Origin of the sequence: Pantoea sp. 9140 (genome assembly GCF_000745295.1) — a bacterium.
In the GTDB taxonomy this organism is placed as follows: domain Bacteria; phylum Pseudomonadota; class Gammaproteobacteria; order Enterobacterales; family Enterobacteriaceae; genus Pantoea; species Pantoea vagans.
Genome location: NZ_JQNO01000001.1, coordinates 233,521 through 252,585, shown reverse-complemented (window position 1 = coordinate 252,585; position 19,065 = coordinate 233,521). Strand labels below are relative to the sequence as shown.

Here is a 19,065-nt window from a genome sequence, read left to right as displayed (position 1 = left end):
GTTATTTATACCAGCCTGCTACTTCCCCGCGTTTTAAGCCACCTTTTATGACGGAGATATATTTAATTATCTAAACATCATGAAAAAAATTATTATCATTTTGCACTGCATTCTTATTACCCAATATTCTTTTGCTGCCGATCAAAAACTTTTTTCAGGCAGCGAGCCAGCCATTAATGAAGCACCGGCAGGTTTCTGGGGCGTATTTTCTAAAACGCCGGATTCCGGAACCTTACCTGCAGGCGGCTCTGCGCTGGCAGACAAATTACAAATTAATCCGGCAGAAATTGAAATGCAGCCTGCGGCGTCGAACGGAGCTGAAAGCTTTCCGGCTGACTGGCAGGCAGCTATCCAACTGGCGGTGAATCATCATCCCTCCATCAGCAGCAGCATTGCGACGCTGGAGTCATCAGGGTTCACCATTGATGCTGCAAAAGCGGGCTATCTGCCCTCTATAAAAGCGGGTATCACAACCGGTCGACAGCAGGATGAAGGCAGCGGCCATATCGCCACCGTCGGCCTCTCTCAGATGCTTTACGACTTTGGTAAAACCGGCAGCGCGGTCGATCAGGCCAGCGCGAAATATCTGCGCCAGCAGGCCACTGTTCTGATGCAAATCGACACCATTATCGAACAAACCGCACTGGCACTGAATGACGTTTATCGCTCGACACAGCTGCTTGATAACTCCAGGAAAGAGGTGAAAGCCCTGCAGGATATCCTGGCGCTGACGCAAATGCGTGCCGATGCCGGTGCCAGCACACGGGTGGATCCGGTTCAGGCGCAGGCGCGCGTTGAAGCCGCCCAGGCAGAGCAACTGGATCTGGAAATCAAACTCCAGCAGCAGAAATACCATCTGCAATCATTGCTGGGACAGCCGGTTGCCGAAAAGAAAATATCCGCACCGATCTCGCTGCTGCCGCTGATTGAGCGTCAGAATGCCCGGATCGATTTAAACCGTAACCCGACTATTTTAGTCGCCCAGGCCGATGCCGCCGTGGCACTGGCTGAGTTACGTAATTACAAAGCGCAGCGCTATCCCACTTTATCGCTTGAAGCCAATACTAATAAATATATCGGCGATATTGCGGATTATCAGCGCCATAGCCAGTACCAGAACGTTTATCTGTCTGTTAACAGTACGCTTTATCAGGGCGGCGCATTAGTGGCGCAGGAAAGCGCTAGTGCCAGAGCGCTGGAAGCGGCCAGAACCACCATAGCCAGTAAAAAACTGGAGATCAGCGATCAGCAACGGAATTATTTCCAGAGCGTAAAGGGATTACAAAAAAATATCAGCCTGCTGACGCGTCGTATGAAAACGATTATGGAGACGCGCTCCCTTTATCGTGAGCAATATTTATCACTGGGTAACCGAAACGTACTCGACTTACTTAACGCCGAACAGGAAATAAGCCGTGCTCAGCAGGATTTAATTAATGCCCGCTGCGACCTGTGGGCCTCATCCGTTAATTATCTGGTAGTAACCGGTATGGCACGCGAAGCGTTTGATTTAAATAATAAGGTCATTCAGGGACTGCGCATTGCGCCGTAATTCTGTCAGCAATTAAGAGTAGATGATAATGAACACGATATCTGACAGCGAAAATGCATCAGCACAGCCTGAGGCTAAAAAGGCTTATACCCCCTGGCTCGACGCGCTGCTGCTGGTGGCGAAACATTACCGCCTTGATGGTTCACCTGAGCGGGTGAAAGGCGAAGCGGAATGGCACATGCAGCACCTTTCACAGGATGTCCTGATTGAAAATATGGCGCGCCAGCTCGGCCTGCTGGTAATTTTTGACGCGTTTGACCCGGATCAGCTCGATCCGTGGCGCATGCCGTTGATCGTCGATTTCGGTCCTCGCGGCGTCGGCGTCATCACCACGGTGGGCGAAGAGGGTCAGGTCAGCGTGATGCTGAGCGGTGAAAAACAGCTGCAGACCACGCTGAGTATTGAAGATCTTTCGCAGCATGCACAGCGCGTACTGCTGGCGAAGCCGGAGTCTTCCGTGCCGGATGCGCGGGTGGATGACTATATTAAGCCGCATCGTGCTGACTGGCTGTGGCAGACCATTCTTCGTGAGTGGCCAGCCTATGTGAACGTGATGTTTGCGTCGCTGATCTCCAACGTGCTGGGCCTCTCAGCGATGCTCTTCACCATGCAGGTGTATGACCGGGTAATCCCTTCCCAGTCCGTGCCCTCTCTCTGGGTGCTGTTTGGCGGCGTCATGATTGCCCTGACCTGCGTGTTTGTGATGCGCATTATCCGCACACATATCTCTGATGCAGCCGGTAAAAGCGCGGATCTGCGCATCTCCGATCGCGTCTTTGGTCACGCGCTGCGGATCCGTAACGATCAGCGTCCCAAATCGACCGGATCGTTTATTGCTCAGATCCGCGAGCTGGAACAGATCCGTGAGCTGATTACCTCGACCACCATTTCAGCAATTGCCGATCTGCCTTTTTTAATCATCTTCCTTTTTATCCTCTGGCTACTGGGTGGATGGCTGGTACTGGTTCCGCTGGCGGCGATTCCGCTGATTGTTATTCCGGGCCTGCTGGCGCAGGGTTCGCTGGCGAAGCTCTCCAAAGCGACCATGCGCGAGTCCGCAGTGCGCAGCGCTATGCTGGTTGAGACCGTACAGGGCATGGATGACATCAAGCTGCTGCGCGCAGAGCCCTACTTTCAGAACCAGTGGAATCACCTGAATGAGGTGATCAGTAAATCTTCACAGAAGCAGCGTTTTGTCAGCGGCCTGCTGATGAGCTGGACCAGTGAAGTCCAGACCGTTGCCTATGTCAGCGTGGTGCTGGTGGGTGCCTTTTTTGCCATGAGCGGTGACCTCTCTACCGGCGTGTTAATTGGCTGCTCGATGCTGGCGTCACGCATGATGGCACCGCTGGGCCAGCTGGCGATGATATTTGGCCGCTGGCAGCAGGCCAAAGTGGCGCGTGAAGGACTGGAGAACCTGCTTAACAGCGAGGTCGATCAGCCAGAACGCAGCATCCGCATTCATCGCCCGCGCATTAACGGCGAATATGCTCTCTCTGACGTCATCTATCGCTACGACCCGAACTCCCCTGAACCGGTGCTGACGGTGAAAAAGCTGACCATTAAAGCGGGTGAGAAAGTGGCGCTGTTGGGGCGTAACGGATCCGGTAAATCAACGCTGTTGCAACTGATGGCAGGTCTGTTGCAGCCGGGCGAAGGTGCCCTGCTGCTGGATGGCGTGCGGCTTTCCTCCATTGACCCGCTGGATGTAAGGCGTGACGTCGGGCTGCTGACCCAGAACGCATCCCTGTTCTACGGCACGATCCGCGAGAACTTACGCCTGGGCATGCCACTGGCGACGGAAGAGGAGATGCTTCAGGCCCTGGAGATCAGCGGCGCACTCGACTTTATTCAGCGCCTGCCGGAAGGCATGGATTATCTGTTACAGGAAGGCGGCAAAGGCTTGTCTGGCGGACAACGCCAGCAGCTGCTGCTGGCACGCACCCTGCTCCGCCAGCCCAGCGTGCTGTTGCTGGATGAACCGACCGCCTGGCTGGATGATGCCGCTGAAAAACATCTGATTGAACGACTGATGACGTGGATGGGCAACCGCACATTAATTATCGCCACGCATCGCCCGGCGGTATTGCAGCTGGTTGACCGCATCATGCTGATCGATAAAGGCAGGATCGCGCGGGATGGCTCAAAAGCAGAGATGCTGGTTACCCGGCCCGAAGCCAGTGCCGCGCCTCATCAGGGCAAAGTCAATGTTAAACCGCAGGGAGCACAGGCATGATTTTCTCCTTATTCCGTAAAAAGAAGCATCAGCGTTCCCGTCAGCGCGTCTCTTCCGGCGGTCTGATCATCATGTCGGTGCTGGTCATGCTGCTGCTGTTCTTTGTCTGGGCTTCTAACTTCGAACTGGATGAAGTCACCGTTGGTGTCGGGAAAGTGGTACCCAGCTCACACGAGCAGATCATCCAGTCACTGGAGGGCGGGATCCTCAAAGAGCTGAAGGTTCACGAAGGCGATGTGGTTGAGGCGGGTCAGGTGCTGGCATTGCTGGATCCCACCCAGATTGACTCGGGTGTGCAGGAGAGCACGTCGCGTTTACGTGCTGCGCTGGCGACGGCGGCCCGCTTACAGGCTGAGACCGCAGGCACGCCGCTGACCTTTCCGCCGGAAGTATTAGCGGATCCGCCACTGGTGGCTGCTGAGACTGCGCTTTACCACTCGCGTCGTGAGAACTACAGCAAAACCATCAGCGGTCTGACCGAAGCGCTGAGTCTGATTAACCGCGAACTACAGCTGACCTCATCACTGGTGGCAAAAGGCGCGGCCAGTAACGTGGAAGTACTGCGCCTGAAACGTCAGGCTAACGACCTGCAAAGTAAGCTCAACGACGCGGAAAATAACTATATTGTGCAGGCCCGTGAAGAGCTGGCGAAAGCCAACGCCGAAGCGGCATCTCAACGCTCCATTATCATCGGGCGAGCGGACTCACTGAAGCGCACAGTCGTTGTCACGCCGGTCAGAGGGATCGTTAAAGATATCGAGGTGAACACCGTTGGCGGCGTGATCCCGCAGCGCGGCAATCTGATGGAAATTGTACCGCTGGATGAGCAACTGATGATTGAGGCGCAGATCGCCCCGCGCGATGTCGCCTTTATCACGCCCGGCCAGCGTGCAGTGGTGAAGCTGACCGCGTATGACTACAACATCTATGGCGGTCTGGAGGGCAAAGTGGCCTCTATTTCACCCGACACCATTCAGGATGAAGTGCATCGCGACCAGTACTATTATCGCGTCTACATCCGTACCGATAAGGATTATCTGGTCAATAAAAAGGGCAAAAAGTTTCCGGTTTATCCGGGGATGATCGCAATGGGTGAGATCCATACCGGCAGTAAAACCATCATGGAGTATCTGATGAAACCGCTGAACCGGGCGAAAGAAGCGCTGCGGGAGAGGTAAACATAAGATTTGCTGCCCCTGCTGGTGGGGCAGCTAACACCGGATTTCATGCCCTGCCCCGCCCATCAGGCACCCACTCATCTTCCACTTCCCTGTTCTGATATTCTTTAACCTCCTCTCAAAATATTTCGAAAATTCACTTTCAGGTGGTCAGCCTGACCGTCGGGTTGTGGCCATGTTTTAATATTTACATGGCATAGTCCCTTTGCTTAGATGATAACTGACAAGGTGAATAACTGATTAAGCGGACCCTGATGATGATGAAGGCGCTGACTGAGCGACAACTGACGATTATGCGACAGCTTATTTCTCATAACAGTTATGTGAGCCTGCACGCTATTTCAGAAAAAACAGCCATCACCACCCGGACGTTACGCCGCGACATTGCCGATATAAATGAAAAGCTGTCTGAACATGGGATCAGCCTCAGCGGTAAAAGTGGGAGAGGCATCACAATTAAATTTGCTGACGCACAGTCAGAAATAGCCGCACGCCGGATTTTCTCAACAGAAGCGGATGATTTCAGCAGCAACTTCAGGATGCTGAAAATAGCGTCAAACCTGTTAATGCTGTCACCCAGAAGTTCATCGATCAGTGAACTGGCAGACAAATATTTTATCAGCCGGGCTTCGATAGTAAATGATTTAAAAACATTAGAAGCCTGGTTACATCAGTTTGATTTAACCTTATTAAAAAGTCGGGTCGGCACCAGCATAAAAGGCAGTGACCATAATATTCGCATGGCGATGAAAGCGCTGGTATTAAAATCGATTTATAACCGTCAGGACATGATGGAAAGCCGTCTGGATGAAAGCACGTTGCAGGAGCTTTCAGAAAAATTTGGTCAGCAGGCTGTCCACTTTACCCTTCAATTAATTAATTTTATTGAACAGCAACTGCAGTATACGATTAGCGATCCTTACTACATTAATTTGTTTACCCATATCCTGGTGCTGATTCACCGGAGTCATTCGCCGATGCACAGGACGGATGCCCGCGCGGTGACCATGAGCCGGGTCAGCGACCATCACGCCTGGCAGGTTTCGCTGGCAGTGATAGAACGCATCGAAACCGCTTACAACACGGTACTGGTAGCTGAAGAGTCTCACTCTATCTATCAGTATCTGGTCTCCTCCGGTAAGGCGGGCGGCGAGATGCCACAGCATGATGACTCGCTGATATCCGAACGTGAAACCCGCTTTGCTGAGGCGCTGATTGCCCGCGTAGCGCAGCGCATCAACATCGAAATCACCACTGACCAGAACCTGCAGGCTTCGCTGTCCTCGCATATCAAGCCGATGCTGAACCGCCTCCGATATCACATCCGGATTAAAAATCCGCTGCTGCATGATATCCGGACCGAGCTGGGAACGGTCTTCGCCGCCGTCAAAGCGGTCATCAGCCAGCTGACGGAGGAGTTCAGCCTGGATGAGATCAGTGACGATGAGGTGGCGTACCTGACCGTGCATATTCAGGCCGCCATCGAAAACAGCATCAAGGTCAAGCGGGTATTGCTGGTCTGCTCCAGCGGTCTGGGCACCTCACAGCTGCTTTACGGGCGGATTATCCGCGCCTTTCCCGACTGGAAGATTATCGACATCGTGCCAGGGAAAAACATCGCGGATTCCCTGAAACGACATGAGTGTGACGTGGTGATCTCCACCATCCGGCTGGAGCCGCTGGAAAAACCGGTGGTCTATGTCTCGGCCCTGTTTTCAGCGAAAGATATCGCAAGAGTAACGGAGTGTCTGGTATCGAATTCGATTAATTAATAATGGAGAAGCAACATGACGACAGCTGTAGCTATTAATGAAGTCCTGAAAGAAGAATGTATTATTCTCGATGTCGACTGCCAGACAAAAGAACAGATTATTTCTCAGCTGACTGACCTGCTCTGCCAGAGCGGCGCGGTCACTGATAAAGCTGCGTTTCTGAACGATGTGTATCTGCGTGAGGAATTAGGCTCAACAGGTTTTGAAAATCACATTGCTATTCCGCATGGCAAATCTGCTGCCGTGGCCAAAACCCGGATTGCCGTCGGGCGTTTACGCCAGGATATTCCCTGGGAGACTATTGACGGTACCAAAGTCCGGCTGGTTATTCTTTTCGCAGTGAAAGAGTCTGATAAAGATGTCGGACATATCAAAATGCTCGCCAGAATATCCATCGCGCTAGGTGATGAAGATGTGGTCGAACAATTACTGAATGTGGAACACCGCGAAGAGATGTTTCATTTACTGCTATCCCGATCGGGGGCCTGAATAAACCGAAGCTATTTATGAAATAAAAGATAAAGGAGGTATTCCAGGTTGTAGCCATCCCTTCAGACCGAAAAACATAAATATAAAATTTTCACTGGAGAACGTTTATGAATATCATTGCCATTACCGCCTGTCCTACAGGTGTCGCCCACACCTACCTTGCCGAAAGTAATTTAAAAAAAGCGGCTAAAAAACTGGGCCTGAATGTATTAGTTGAAACCCAGGGCGCGATTGAGAGCGAATATATTTTCAGCGACGACGATATTCATCAGGCCGACGTGGTGTTAATCGCCGCAGATAAGAAAGTTGAGATGGCGCGCTTCCAGCACAAAAACGTGATCGAGGTTCCCGTCACCCGTGCCGCGAAAGACGCTGAAGGATTACTCAGCGCCATTGTGAACGGAGAACTGGCGCCCAGGCTGGTCGATTCCGCCCCTCAGAACAATACGTCTGAACCGGCTAACAGCGCGCGCGAGGCGTCAGGTTCCCGTTCCTGGATCTCAGAGTTTTATGTGCACCTGATCACCGGTGTGAACCTGATGATCCCGTTTGTAGTGGCTGGCGGCATTCTGATCGCCCTGAGCTTTTCATTCGGGATTACGGCGGCCACACCAGGGGACGCTAATTTCAGCCCGATAGCGAAGATGCTCTCTGACATCGGCGGCGGTTCGGCCTTTGCCCTGATGCTGCCGATTCTTGCGCTGGGGATCAGCCAGTCCATCAGCGGCAAAGCGGGCATCGTGGCAGGCGCGGTGGGCGGAATGATGGCGATCCACACCGGCTCCGGCTTCCTTGGCGCGCTAATTGCCGGCTTTCTGGCCGGATATATCACGCTACTCATCACCAACCATATTCATCTGCCCAAAGCGGTCGCCGGGTTAAAACCTATTTTAATCGTGCCGCTGCTGAGCGTGCTGCTGACCGGCGCACTGATGGTGCTGCTGATTGGTGAGCCCATCAAAATGCTGCTCGGCTGGCTGACCGCCTTCCTCAGTTCACTGGGTAACACCAACGCAGCCATCCTCGGCCTGCTGTTCGGCATGATGGTGGCCTTTGATATGGGCGGCCCGCTGAATAAAACCGTCTGCATGTTTGCGATCGGCCTGATGTCGAGCGGCATTTATGGACCGATTGCGGCCTGTATGGCGGCGGGCATGGTGCCGCCGCTGGGCATCGCGCTGGCGACCACCCTCTTCCGCCGCAAATTTACCGAGCAGGAGCGTGAGACTGGCAAAGTCACCTACATCCTCGGCCTCTCCTTCATTACCGAAGGCGCTATCCCTTTTGCGGTCGCCGATCCGCTGCGCGTCATCCCGGCCATTGTGGCGGGTTCCGGTTTAGCGGGCGCCCTGTCAATGATGCTGGGCTGTGCTTCCCGCGCGCCGCACGGCGGCATTTTCGTCATCTTCATTCCTAACGTGATCAGCCATGTCATGGCTTATCTGTTTGCGATTGCTGCAGGCAGTCTGCTGACAGCGCTGATCCTGCTGTTTCTGAAAAAAGATATCTCCGTTCCTGCAAAACAAGGATAAAACCTATGCTTTACAACATGAAAGATCTGCTCAGCGTTGCCCAGCGTCATCAGTTTGGTGTGGGCGCGTTTAACATCGCCAGTGCGGAGTTTGGCCGCGTGGTGGTTGAGACTGCCGAGCGACTGGATTCCCCGCTGATTCTGGAGATCCATCCTGAAGAGATGGCGTTTACCGGCCCGGAATTTATCGGCTATCTGCGGACGCTGGCGATTCAGGCGCGTGTGCCGGTGGTGATCCATCTGGACCATGGCCGCTCGTTGGAAGAGGTGATGAAGGCGATCTACGCCGGTTTTACCTCGGTGATGATTGATGCCTCCTCTCATCCTTTCGAGCAGAATATTGCGCTGACGAAGAAGATTGTCGAGATAGCGCACACGATTAATGTCTCTGTGGAAGCCGAGCTGGGCACCATCGGTGTGGCAGAAGGCAGCGGCGAAGGCGGCAGTAACGAGATTCTCTATACCGATCCACAGCAGGCCGCGACCTTTGTCCGCGAGACCGGCACCGATACGCTGGCGGTCGCCATCGGCACCTCGCATGGTCTCTACCCCAAAGGGAAGCAGCCGAAGCTGGATATCGAGCGTCTGCAGCAGATCCGTAAGGTGGTTGATATCCCGCTGGTGCTGCATGGCGGTTCGGGCAATAAAGACAGCGAAGTCGCAGAGTCGATCCGCTATGGCGTCGGTAAAATCAATATCTCCAGCGACATGAAGAAGGCGTTCTTTGTGGCGCTGGAACAGGAGCTGAAACAGGGCGGACACGAGCCTAATGCTCTGTTTGTTAAACCGATGCAGGCGGCAAGTGAAGTGGTCGCGGCGAAGATGGCGCTGTTTAGTTCGGTGGGGAAAGCGGCGCTGTATCGGTAAGGGGTTTTGGTTGTCGATGGGCTGCGAGTTGAGATTGGGAAAGGCACTGATGAAACGGTGTCTTTTTTGGATTTAATAGATGAGCTTTAAAATACGTTTCAGGCGAGTCGGCAACAGCTATCAACGTGCTCATCGCTCTTCTTTTGTATGCCAGAAATCCACAATATAGATGGCGTTATCACGGAGTTCGTAGTGAATCTCGTAGTCATCCAGTATCACCTTTCGAACTTCCCGAGGTTCATATCGAACCTGCTTAATGCCGATTGCTGGGTGCGCCTTAAGGCCAGCACTGCCGGTTATCAGGCGGTCTAAGACATCATTAGCATGCTGGCGGCTGTACTGAAGAGCAAAATGGTAGATGCGTTCCAGGTCATCCTGAGCTTTAAGCGTCCAGTAAATTTCCATTTATCAGCTTTTCTTTAAACGATTACCAAATTCAACAAGGTCCGAGTGACTTACTACACGCCCGGCATCCACATCGGCAAGGCCAGCCTGAATGCTCTGATGACGCCGTTCCCTTTCAGCCAGCATAGTGGTCAACGCTTCCTTGATGAGCCAGCTTTTAGAACGATCCAGCTCAACAGCCAGATTTTCTAAAGCATTAGCCAACTCGACAGGTATCTGTGCGCTAATGGTCTGTTTTGTAAGAGAACCCATAGGGAACACCTCGATTAATAACAGTTAATAACTTCTATTAAGTTTAGCATGCGTTTGTTTATAAAAACATCGGATCGCATTTTATGGGCAGCATCCTGAGGTTGGTTTTGCCCCTAAAGTCACCTATTGACGGGTCTGACAAACCACTACAAGACCTTACTATACCGGCAGATACGAATCTGATTCATTGTTTACGAAACCGATGCTCGGGCGATCGTCTTCGTCAGCAGGTTCGTGCTATCAGAGGGTTTGATTACACCAGAGTGGCTGGGTCGGAAGAGGATTCCGGGGGATGAGGTTTAGTTACTCCGCGGCTGAAACGTCAGCTGGCGGCGCTGAAAGAATAGCGCAGCGTTTATCCAGTAGCGACTCAACAGACGCCCGGTTACCCTTATCCCAGCCGCGCCGGGTGGTTAGCAGGATAAACCCTTTTTCTCCCGAGAAAGTCGTCGGGATAAGCGCCACCCCAGACTCTGCCAGCTGCGGCGGCGACAGATGGAAATGGCGCGCCACGGAGGAAACAGGATAAATCCCCATCGCCGTCGGTTGCATAACGCGACGGGCATAGTAGGTGTGGTTCAGCAAACGGTCAGGCAAGGGTCGCCAGTCATTATGAATAAAGGGGCGCTCGGCCTGAAGCTGGCGATAGACATCTTCCCGCAGGCAGGTCAGATGAATATGTAGTTGATTCTGGCTGCGGCCATAAGCGGAATTCAGCGCCATGCCGAGACGATCCTCAGGCACTTCAGCACCATAGGCCGCCATCAGACGATAACGCATTAACCAGGCGTCGCCGAAATAATCGGGACGTCCGGGACGCGACAGCGTAATGCTCTCAATGCCGGACATCGCCACCGTGGGTACCAGAATAAAGTGCAGCTTATGGCGAGGATTCTGGATGATGCTGTAGCCCTGTGTGCTGTCCTGCGGCAGATAGATTTGCTGGCAGGGTGCCGGATCGCGACGATAGTGATAGTTATTCATGCAGAGGTCATGCGTGACCGTCCACAGCGCGTCAGAGCGGGCGCATCCTGTGAGCAGCAGCGCGATGACCAGCGGCAGAGACCGGCATGGCCACAATAATTTCCCGTTCGGTGGATTGCGTCCGGTCAGGCGGCTCAATGCAGGTACAACCTCCTCAGCAAGGGTTCATATCGGGGGAGCGTTTATCCGAATGGCAAATCAGCATTTAGCCTTAAGATAGAGATACACTAACCTTTTGCCTCAAAAGATTCAGGAATTCTGCAGGCGTAGTTTCCCATAAGTCTGTAGAAAATTCCGCGCCATAGCGGCTTTCGAAATCCTCATCCAGGTTTTCACATTCCCTAATAAACTGCTCAATATCACCAATCAAGCCATGTCGGGAAGCAGGAGTGGAATCAGCAAGCCAGGCGTTGATTTGGGCATCAACACTTTCACTACTACCGAACAGGTCATAATCCTGTCCAAAATAGATGGCAATAAGACTATCCAGTCCGGCTATGTTAATGTTTTTCATAATTGTAGCCAGGGAACCTCATTTATTCAGAATCTTAGTCAGCTCAATCTCACGGGTAGTAGGGTTAACGTACAGATAAAACAGATCCCCATCCAGCTGATCAGGCTTTGCCCATATCTCCTTCTCACCCAGACTACGCTTTTGCTTCTCGTATCCCAGCTTTTCGAGATAAGTGCGCAGCGATGCAGTATCGGAAGCTCCTTTAAATACGATGCTATTTGAAGGGGAATAACCGTCACCAGGATGCGATTCAAAGTAGTAGTTGTCCGTTATACGCGGGGCATTTTCAATATCCGGATCTGTCAGCATGTGGTAGTTAAAGAAATCATTTTCTTTATAAACAGTCGCCTCATCAGAGCCCGATGCAACAAACCAGACAAACAAGCCAATGAGAATAAGGAGGGTGGCAGCCACAAGTGCGGGCCACTTAAACAGGTTTTTCATTGCTTCGTCCTTATGAATGAGAGTGATGTCCCATCATTGGTAACGACCTTAACGATTCCAGAAGTGAAATCGTTCCATGGCCTGAGCCAGGTCATAAAATGCGGAAGATTTAGCTTATATGGCTGATGTCGGACGCATTTGTCATCCGGGTCAGGAAAAAGAATCGGGCGGAATCCATGATTTTTATGGGAGCCGATAGCCCCGTAGTAGTCCCAGCGCCGAACAGCTGAATCATAGCTGACTGGCTTGAGACGATAGCTATATCGACCCGGTATGATAGCCCGATAAAACCCGAACAGATCAGACACCAAATCCTCACCACTGAAGCCACTATCTGTATACCATGAGAATGACCGCAGACTTTGCAGGCCTTCAAATCTGGATGCGGTGTTCATCATCATAGCCAGCATGATTCTGTTTATCTCATCGGTGCTCCGGCCTCGCTTGATTTCCCAGTGAGAAAATTTCCCGACGCCAAACCGCGATTTGAACTTAAAAACGCCTTATCCTGCCGATACATGACTGAATAAGATGGCTTGCCGCTACGCTCGCCCTCAACGAATTGACGCCTCAGGGCAGCAACATCATTGCCACGAGCATGGCCCATGTCAATCCAGCCCAACACCTCGGTATAGACAATGCCTCTGTCGAGTACGTCAAATGATGCTCCATCCTTAATTTCTCTTCTTGTGCTCATACTTACATCTCCTTATGTAGTTCGCCCGAGAATGGTATAGCTGATTTTTCAGGCAGTCCAGACAAGAAGCTGATTTCATTAGCCTGCTTCCCATTGATTCATACTCCACATTTGCTGCAGGGCGGTTCAGGCAACAAAGATACTGGGCCGTGGAGTCAATCCGTTATGGCGTAAGGAAAGTCATTATCTCCAGCGACTAGAAGAAAGCCTTTTTCGTGGTGCTGGAGCAGAAGATCAAGCCAGGAGACTCGAGCCTAATGCTCTGTTTGTTCGACCGATTGAGGCAGCCAGTAGAGTGGTCATGGCGAAGATAGCGCTGTTTAGTTCGGTGGGGAAAGCGGGGCTGTATCGGTAAAGGGGTTGGTGGTGGGGAAGCTGAGTAAAATTGCTGATTTTTGTATCTTTTTTAGTTGAAAATTTAGCTACTGCTCCCCACCTCATATAAAACTAAAATCACATAGTAAATGTCCATTTACTGGCTCTTATTTTCCAAGTATAAAACGTTACAAGACAAGTTAAACGCGATGATTCATTAGTGTATAATACCACTTCATTTTGCTCCTGTTCAATGCGATATTATATGAAAATCATGGGATATTAAAACAGGTGAAAAGCTTCTTAAATAAATAATATAAGCACATCAAAAGGTAGATGACCTCAAAAATTTAAATTTAAATTAACTTAAAACAATTCCATCGAAAACCATAATAAAAAACCAATTCAGAAAAATTATCAGTACACGTTGATGGCTATCAGGAACGCCTTCTTGGCAAGGGATATGCCAAAGTAAAAGTCAACTGATTTTATAACTTTCATCAAAAAAATATTAGAATTTGATGTCATAGCTTACCTCAACTTTATATCGCATCAGAAGTTTTGTCCAAAGCCTTAGAATAATGACACACAAAATCTAAAAAAACACATTAAAATCATAAGCATAATCAAAACACTGTTTTTTTGAACAGCCATTTACAGCTTGTCACTGGATATAAGCTCCAGTGGCATGCTATGCTCACTGGTAAAAACATCCAGTTGAAGAAAGAAAATGGAAAACCTTTTAGAAAAACCAGACTATGTGGCTCACTTTTCAGGACACGAAACCTTCCCCCTGAAGCAAATGTGGTTAAAAAAAGCTTATGATCAGAAAAAAAATGACAATTCTATTGACAAGCGAGTCTTTACCGAAGACGAATCAATAGGCATTTTTGGTGTAGGTAAAAATATGGTTTCTTCCATAAAACATTGGGCACTTGCTTGCGGCCTTTTAGAAGAATCTAATGTTAATAAAGCAACGTTTGAAATAGCAAAAATTTGGGACTTGATATTAGATGACAAGGGGCTAGATCCTTATTGCGAAAATGCTACTACCATCTGGCTGGCACACTGGCGTCTAGCAGGCCTGCCTGCTTATCAAACAAAACACCGCTCTACAACATGGTGGTATCTTTTTAATAATATTACTTCGCCAACTTTTTCAAGAGAAAATCTGGCCGAACGTTTAAAGATCTTTGCAGCAGAAAAAAATATAAAAATATCAGATTCTACATTAAAACGTGATATTGAAGCATGTATCCGTTCATATTGCCCTAAATCTGATAGTAATGTTGAAGAAAATGCAGAACCATTATTGGCAGAGCTGGGTTTAATACAAGAAGAAAATAAAGGGCTTTTTTCCTTTAGAAGAGGACCTAAATTCTCACTTAGTGACTATTTTTTTGACTTTACTTTAATTGAGTTTTGGAGATTCTTATATTCAGAAGCTAATACACTATCATTTGAAACCATAGCTTATGGCCCATCTTCCCCTGGAAGAGCATTCAAACTTGATGAAGATTCCGTAGCAGAAAGACTAATTAATCTTGAAGAAAGAACCGGAGGAGTTTTGAAATGGTCAGACTCATCTGGAGTTAGGCAAGTTGTGGTATCACGTGTTAGTGAGCAAATTCTTGAGAAACTTAAGAAAGATTTGATTATTATGGCATATGGTGACTTATGATGTTATTGGAAAAAGTTAAGGTTACTCAACAATATCTTCGCTCCGTTCGAGTTGATACAGACTTGGGACGTTATGACTCACTCGATGGTTATATTTGCAATAAGTCAGCGCAAACTGTATTCGAGAATATAGCAAATCAAGTCATCAATACAGAGCAAAGAGCTTTCACATTAACCGGTCCTTATGGAAGTGGAAAGTCATCTCTGGCTATAACTTTTCTTTCAGCATTAATGCAAGACAAAAAAATTAGAGATAAAGCCTATTCAAGATTGGATAAAAAAATAACCCCACTATTCAACAAGGCTTTTCCTATTGACAAAGGATGGAGCATTTTAGCCATTACAGGCAAACGTGCGAACATTGTAAAAGAACTATATGATTGTTTAAAAAAAACAACCCAACTTGAAATTTTTGAAAAAAATGAAGTATTAGGTCACAAACTCATTGAACAATTGAAGGAATATAGCACTTCAGCCGATCATGATGGTCTTATTATCATGATTGATGAAATGGGAAAGTATCTGGAACATTCAGCACAAAATGGTGAAGACATTCATTTCCTCCAAGATCTGGCTGAAACAGCATCGAGGAGTAACGGTAAGATAATTGTCTTTGGTATTCTTCATCAAGCGTTTAGGCAATACTCTTCAAAGCTGGGAAGTGAGGCTCAAAACGACTGGGCTAAAGTTCAGGGAAGATATGTTGACATTCCCTTAATTTCATCAAGTGATGAAACTGTAGAGTTATTGTCTAAAGCTATCAAAGTTGATGATTCTTATGAAATGCTAAAAGATGATGGCAGTGCAAAAATAATATCAGAAGTAATTAAAAAAAAGCGCCCATCAATAAGTTCACAAATTGAATGCTCCCTGAAAAATTGCTGGCCATTACATCCTGCGATGGCAGTTATTTTAGGCCCAGCTTCAAGGCGACATTTTGGTCAAAATGAAAGAAGTATATTTGGTTTTATCAGTTCATCGGAGCCTAATGCATTCCAAGACTTTTTAAAATCAACGAGCATAGAAGATGCTAAAAGCTACACTCCTGAGAAATACTGGGATTTTTTACGTGCCAATTTAGAGCCAGCAATTCTTGCTTCACCAGATGGACACCGGTGGGCTCAATGCGTTGAAGCAGTTGAGCGTGTGGAAGCAAGCTCAGATAGAATCAAGATTAGTCTCATCAAAAATATAGCTATCTTGGATTTCTTTAGAAATAATACGGGACTTCCTGCATCTAACTATGTTCTTACCAGTCTTTATAATGTTGACCTTCATGAAAAAATAGATAAAGCGGTTAATGAATTAAAAAAATCACGCATAATAATCTATCGAAAATATATTGAATCTTGGTCAATTTTCGAGGGCAGTGATTTTGACATTGATGAAGCATTAAAGAATGAAATTAAAAATATTTCATCATTAGATTTTAATATGCTATCTAATTTAACTGGTATACGTCCGATAGTTGCGAAAAAACATTATCACCATACAGGCTCATTACGCTGGATGGATATATCCATATGTACATTAGAAGAATTTAATAAAAAAATAAAAAATAAATTTAATGTTTCTTCAGATAGATTCGGTGAGTTGTGTATTCTTATGCCTGAAAGAGGTTTGAGCTGTGATTTATTAAAAAAGGAACTAAAAAAATTAAAAGGTAAAATACCTGAAAACATAATCCCTGGCGTGCCATTACAGGCAGAGAAAATAATTGAATGCGGTTTAGAGCTTATGGCACTTTACAACATAGCAGATAATAATCATGAAATTGTTGGAGACTCCGTTGCCAGAAGAGAACTAACTGCTAGAACAAATATTTTAAAAAACTCTCTTGAGGAACACCTTAAAGAGATACTGCGTTTCTCTTCTTGGTTAATTGATGATTCATGGAAAAACATTGATAATTATTCATCACTTGCATCCACAATTGCGGATGAGATTTTTTATAATACGCCTTGTTTAAAAAGCGAACTTGTCAATAGGAATAACCTATCCCCCAATGCAGTAAAAGCTAGAAAAGATTTGCTTCATAGAATGCTATATGCTGAAAAGGAGCAGAATTTAGGCTTAGTGGGATGGCCAGCAGAAAGAGGGCTCCATGAGACATTACTTGCGATCCCCGGCATTCATGTAAGTTTCAACAACGAATACGGGATGCATATCCCTGCTAAAGCTGACAAAGCAATTCTTTCCCCTTTGTTTAAATTTACTGACAAAATATTATCTGAGGAAAGTAAGCTTATATCAGTTGACGAATTATTCTCGTTATGGGAAAAGCCGCCATTTGGTGTAAAAAAAGGTATCCATCCAGTCTTATTTTTAGTCCATATTTTGGCAAATAAAGACACAATGGCTCTATATAAAGATAAATATTTTCTTTCTAAAATAACAGATAGTGATCTTGATGAGTTATTACAAGATCCTTCGCGTTTTCACGTTAAGAAGGTTTTTATAGATAAAAATAAAAACAAAATGTTAATAGGCTTTAGTGAAATGTTCGATAGATTAGGTTTAGCTTCAACAGGAGCAGAACCTCTTGAAATAGCCCGAGCTCTTGTCGGAATGGTTTACAGCCTTTCTGAGTGGTCTAAACGTACATCTACATTATCCGATGATGCAAAGAAATTAAGAGATTTACTCCTTCGTGCATCAGATCCTAATAAACTACTATTTATTGATTTGCCTTTTACATTTCCTTCTGAAAATGAAGATGAACTTTTATCAAAAATAGAGTCACCTATAAAAGAGCTCTTAAATTCATACTCCATGTTGCTGCATAGTATTCGCAGTAAACTACTTACAGTTTTAGATGCTTCCAATGGCAATCTTGACGAATTAACGCTGCGAGCTAATGTTGTCTCTGGTATATCGGGTGATTTCAGATTCGATGCATTTTCTGCACGACTCAAAGACCTTAATAATAATAATGAAAGTGTAGAAAGCATATTGAGTCTTGCGGCTAATAAACCACCTAGATTATGGTCTGACAATGATATAGATACAGCTCTTCTTGAAATTGCAACGTGGGCACAAAAATTCAAACAAATGGAGGTTTTGTCTGCTATAAAAAATCGTACACCTACAAGAGAGGCTTTCGCATTTATTTATGATAAAAAAGGAGAGCAAACAGTCCAAGCTTCTTATAACATTAAATCTTCTGATGAGAAAAAAATACAAGCCATTACTAGTAAGCTTCTTGAGCAACTTAAAATTAATAGTGTAGAAAAAGGTGTTTTACTTGCTGCACTGGCTAAAGCAAGTTTGTCGATCATAAATAGTGAGGATGACTAATTATGGCTGAACGTCATGTTTTAGGTATTTCAGGAGGAAAGGATAGTGCTGCATTAGCAATATATATGCGGCAGCATTACCCTCAACTGAATATTGAGTACTTCTTTACTGATACAGGTAAAGAACTCCCTGAAGTCTATGAGTTTCTAGGGAAACTAGAAGGTTTTCTTGGTAAAAAAATTGAGTATTTAAACCCGGATAGAGATTTTGATTTTTGGTTGAAAGAATACAATAACTTTCTGCCTTCACCGCAGACAAGATGGTGTACAAGGCAGTTAAAATTGAGACCGTTCGAGCTTTGGGTTAAACCAATGCTTGCAGCTGGTGATACAGTTAACAGCTATGTAGCTATTCGAGCAGATGAAGAATATCGTGAAGGATATTCTTCTAAAAACAAAAATTTAAAAATCACACTTCCGTTCAGAGAAAATGGCATTGATAAAGCTGCAGTAGGGGAGATATTAGAAGCTTCAGGTGTTGGTTGGCCTAAATATTATAAATGGAGAAGTAGGTCAGGTTGTACATTTTGTTTTTTTCAGCAAAAAATAGAATGGGCTCGATTGAAGCAATATCATCCTGATGCATTCGAGGAGGCGAAAGCCTATGAAAAAAATGCAATGGAACACGGTTCTCCTTTTACATGGACCCAAGGTGAATCACTTTCCCAGCTTGAAATGCCTGAAAGGATCATTCAAATCTTTAATGACTATGAGCAAAGAAAGGCTCGTATATTGGCTAAAAAGCCAATAAACCCACTACGCCCTATTGAAATTGAAGATATTGACGATATATATGGGGATGATGAAGGTAATGGCTCATGTAATATTTGTCATAAGTAGAAGTGAGCCCCCT

The 19,065-nt window shown here is 47.1% G+C and carries 15 protein-coding genes and 1 pseudogene; 10 read left to right on the top strand and 6 right to left on the bottom strand.

The features are described 5' to 3' along the window. Positions 1 to 79 precede the first annotated feature (79 nt). The 7 genes from FA92_RS01115 (at position 80) to FA92_RS01085 (ending at position 9,625) form a co-directional block, all read left to right on the top strand. Positions 80 to 1,552 (top strand): TolC family outer membrane protein, encoded by a 1,473-nt coding sequence (locus FA92_RS01115; protein WP_033781753.1) that lies wholly within the window; start codon positions 80 to 82, stop codon positions 1,550 to 1,552. A 28-nt stretch (positions 1,553 to 1,580) separates the two neighbouring features. Then, a complete protein-coding gene (locus FA92_RS01110) occupies positions 1,581 to 3,788 on the top strand; it encodes a type I secretion system permease/ATPase (RefSeq protein ID WP_051926433.1) in 2,208 nt (735 codons plus the stop codon). Then, positions 3,785 to 4,966 (top strand): HlyD family efflux transporter periplasmic adaptor subunit, encoded by a 1,182-nt coding sequence (locus FA92_RS01105; RefSeq protein ID WP_033781749.1) that lies wholly within the window; start codon positions 3,785 to 3,787, stop codon positions 4,964 to 4,966. The genes FA92_RS01110 and FA92_RS01105 overlap by 4 nt, the downstream gene beginning before the upstream one ends. 254 nt (positions 4,967 to 5,220) lie before the next feature. Then, on the top strand, positions 5,221 to 6,738 hold the full coding sequence (locus FA92_RS01100) for a transcription antiterminator (RefSeq protein WP_239780511.1): 1,518 nt from the start codon (positions 5,221 to 5,223) through the stop codon (positions 6,736 to 6,738). Positions 6,739 to 6,753: 15 nt separating this feature from the next. Next, complete coding sequence (locus FA92_RS01095) at positions 6,754 to 7,227, top strand: PTS sugar transporter subunit IIA (RefSeq protein ID WP_013359990.1); 474 nt, start codon at positions 6,754 to 6,756, stop codon at positions 7,225 to 7,227. Positions 7,228 to 7,334: 107 nt separating this feature from the next. Then, the gene (locus FA92_RS01090; protein WP_033781747.1) at positions 7,335 to 8,759 is read left to right on the top strand and encodes a fructose-specific PTS transporter subunit EIIC; all 1,425 of its coding nucleotides are present in this window, start codon (positions 7,335 to 7,337) and stop codon (positions 8,757 to 8,759) included. A 5-nt stretch (positions 8,760 to 8,764) separates the two neighbouring features. Continuing rightward, positions 8,765 to 9,625, top strand: a complete 861-nt coding sequence (locus FA92_RS01085; protein ID WP_033781745.1) for a ketose-bisphosphate aldolase — start codon at positions 8,765 to 8,767, stop codon at positions 9,623 to 9,625. A gap of 129 nt (positions 9,626 to 9,754) precedes the next feature. On the opposite strand, the gene FA92_RS01080 is transcribed toward FA92_RS01085, so the two are convergent. From FA92_RS01080 to FA92_RS01055, 6 genes and pseudogenes are all read right to left on the bottom strand, one after another. After that, positions 9,755 to 10,030, bottom strand: a complete 276-nt coding sequence (locus FA92_RS01080) for a type II toxin-antitoxin system RelE/ParE family toxin (protein ID WP_033781743.1) — start codon at positions 10,028 to 10,030, stop codon at positions 9,755 to 9,757. A gap of 3 nt (positions 10,031 to 10,033) precedes the next feature. Further along, on the bottom strand, positions 10,034 to 10,282 hold the full coding sequence (locus FA92_RS01075; RefSeq protein ID WP_033781742.1) for a ribbon-helix-helix domain-containing protein: 249 nt from the start codon (positions 10,280 to 10,282) through the stop codon (positions 10,034 to 10,036). Positions 10,283 to 10,585: 303 nt separating this feature from the next. After that, a complete protein-coding gene (locus FA92_RS01070; protein WP_197061478.1) occupies positions 10,586 to 11,404 on the bottom strand; it encodes a CDP-diacylglycerol diphosphatase in 819 nt (272 codons plus the stop codon). Positions 11,405 to 11,477: 73 nt separating this feature from the next. Beyond that, the gene (locus tag FA92_RS01065; protein WP_033781741.1) at positions 11,478 to 11,780 is read right to left on the bottom strand and encodes a contact-dependent growth inhibition system immunity protein; all 303 of its coding nucleotides are present in this window, start codon (positions 11,778 to 11,780) and stop codon (positions 11,478 to 11,480) included. A gap of 18 nt (positions 11,781 to 11,798) precedes the next feature. Then, on the bottom strand, positions 11,799 to 12,224 hold the full coding sequence (locus FA92_RS01060; RefSeq protein WP_033781739.1) for a hypothetical protein: 426 nt from the start codon (positions 12,222 to 12,224) through the stop codon (positions 11,799 to 11,801). After that, a pseudogene (locus FA92_RS01055) lies at positions 12,221 to 12,921 on the bottom strand (hypothetical protein). The gene FA92_RS01060 and the pseudogene FA92_RS01055 overlap by 4 nt, the downstream one beginning before the upstream one ends. Before the next feature lie 1,045 nt (positions 12,922 to 13,966). Between FA92_RS01055 and FA92_RS01050 the strand changes: the two are divergent. Genes FA92_RS01050 through FA92_RS01040 form a run of 3 tightly spaced genes read left to right on the top strand, consistent with a single transcriptional unit; the run spans position 13,967 to position 19,052 of the window. Further along, positions 13,967 to 14,917, top strand: a complete 951-nt coding sequence (locus tag FA92_RS01050) for a DUF4007 family protein (RefSeq protein ID WP_051926432.1) — start codon at positions 13,967 to 13,969, stop codon at positions 14,915 to 14,917. After that, entirely contained in the window at positions 14,914 to 18,213 is a 3,300-nt protein-coding gene (locus tag FA92_RS01045) for an ATP-binding protein (RefSeq protein ID WP_239780510.1), read from the top strand. Before FA92_RS01050 ends, FA92_RS01045 begins: the two co-directional genes overlap by 4 nt. A 2-nt stretch (positions 18,214 to 18,215) precedes the next feature. Continuing rightward, positions 18,216 to 19,052 carry a phosphoadenosine phosphosulfate reductase family protein gene (locus tag FA92_RS01040; RefSeq protein ID WP_033781737.1) on the top strand — a complete coding sequence of 279 codons (837 nt, stop codon included), beginning with the start codon at positions 18,216 to 18,218 and terminating at the stop codon, positions 19,050 to 19,052. The last annotated feature ends 13 nt before the right edge of the window (positions 19,053 to 19,065 follow it).

What these genes read in the sequence shown, in the direction of transcription:
- FA92_RS01115 (WP_033781753.1), top strand. Translation starts at nt 80, where the DNA reads ATGAAAAAAATTATTATCATTTTGCACTGCATTCTTATTACCCAATAT.
- FA92_RS01110 (WP_051926433.1), top strand. Translation starts at nt 1,581, where the DNA reads ATGAACACGATATCTGACAGCGAAAATGCATCAGCACAGCCTGAGGCT.
- FA92_RS01105 (WP_033781749.1), top strand. Translation starts at nt 3,785, where the DNA reads ATGATTTTCTCCTTATTCCGTAAAAAGAAGCATCAGCGTTCCCGTCAG.
- FA92_RS01100 (WP_239780511.1), top strand. Translation starts at nt 5,221, where the DNA reads ATGATGATGAAGGCGCTGACTGAGCGACAACTGACGATTATGCGACAG.
- FA92_RS01095 (WP_013359990.1), top strand. Translation starts at nt 6,754, where the DNA reads ATGACGACAGCTGTAGCTATTAATGAAGTCCTGAAAGAAGAATGTATT.
- FA92_RS01090 (WP_033781747.1), top strand. Translation starts at nt 7,335, where the DNA reads ATGAATATCATTGCCATTACCGCCTGTCCTACAGGTGTCGCCCACACC.
- FA92_RS01085 (WP_033781745.1), top strand. Translation starts at nt 8,765, where the DNA reads ATGCTTTACAACATGAAAGATCTGCTCAGCGTTGCCCAGCGTCATCAG.
- FA92_RS01080 (WP_033781743.1), bottom strand. Translation starts at nt 10,030, where the DNA reads ATGGAAATTTACTGGACGCTTAAAGCTCAGGATGACCTGGAACGCATC.
- FA92_RS01075 (WP_033781742.1), bottom strand. Translation starts at nt 10,282, where the DNA reads ATGGGTTCTCTTACAAAACAGACCATTAGCGCACAGATACCTGTCGAG.
- FA92_RS01065 (WP_033781741.1), bottom strand. Translation starts at nt 11,780, where the DNA reads ATGAAAAACATTAACATAGCCGGACTGGATAGTCTTATTGCCATCTAT.
- FA92_RS01060 (WP_033781739.1), bottom strand. Translation starts at nt 12,224, where the DNA reads ATGAAAAACCTGTTTAAGTGGCCCGCACTTGTGGCTGCCACCCTCCTT.
- FA92_RS01050 (WP_051926432.1), top strand. Translation starts at nt 13,967, where the DNA reads ATGGAAAACCTTTTAGAAAAACCAGACTATGTGGCTCACTTTTCAGGA.
- FA92_RS01045 (WP_239780510.1), top strand. Translation starts at nt 14,914, where the DNA reads ATGATGTTATTGGAAAAAGTTAAGGTTACTCAACAATATCTTCGCTCC.
- FA92_RS01040 (WP_033781737.1), top strand. Translation starts at nt 18,216, where the DNA reads ATGGCTGAACGTCATGTTTTAGGTATTTCAGGAGGAAAGGATAGTGCT.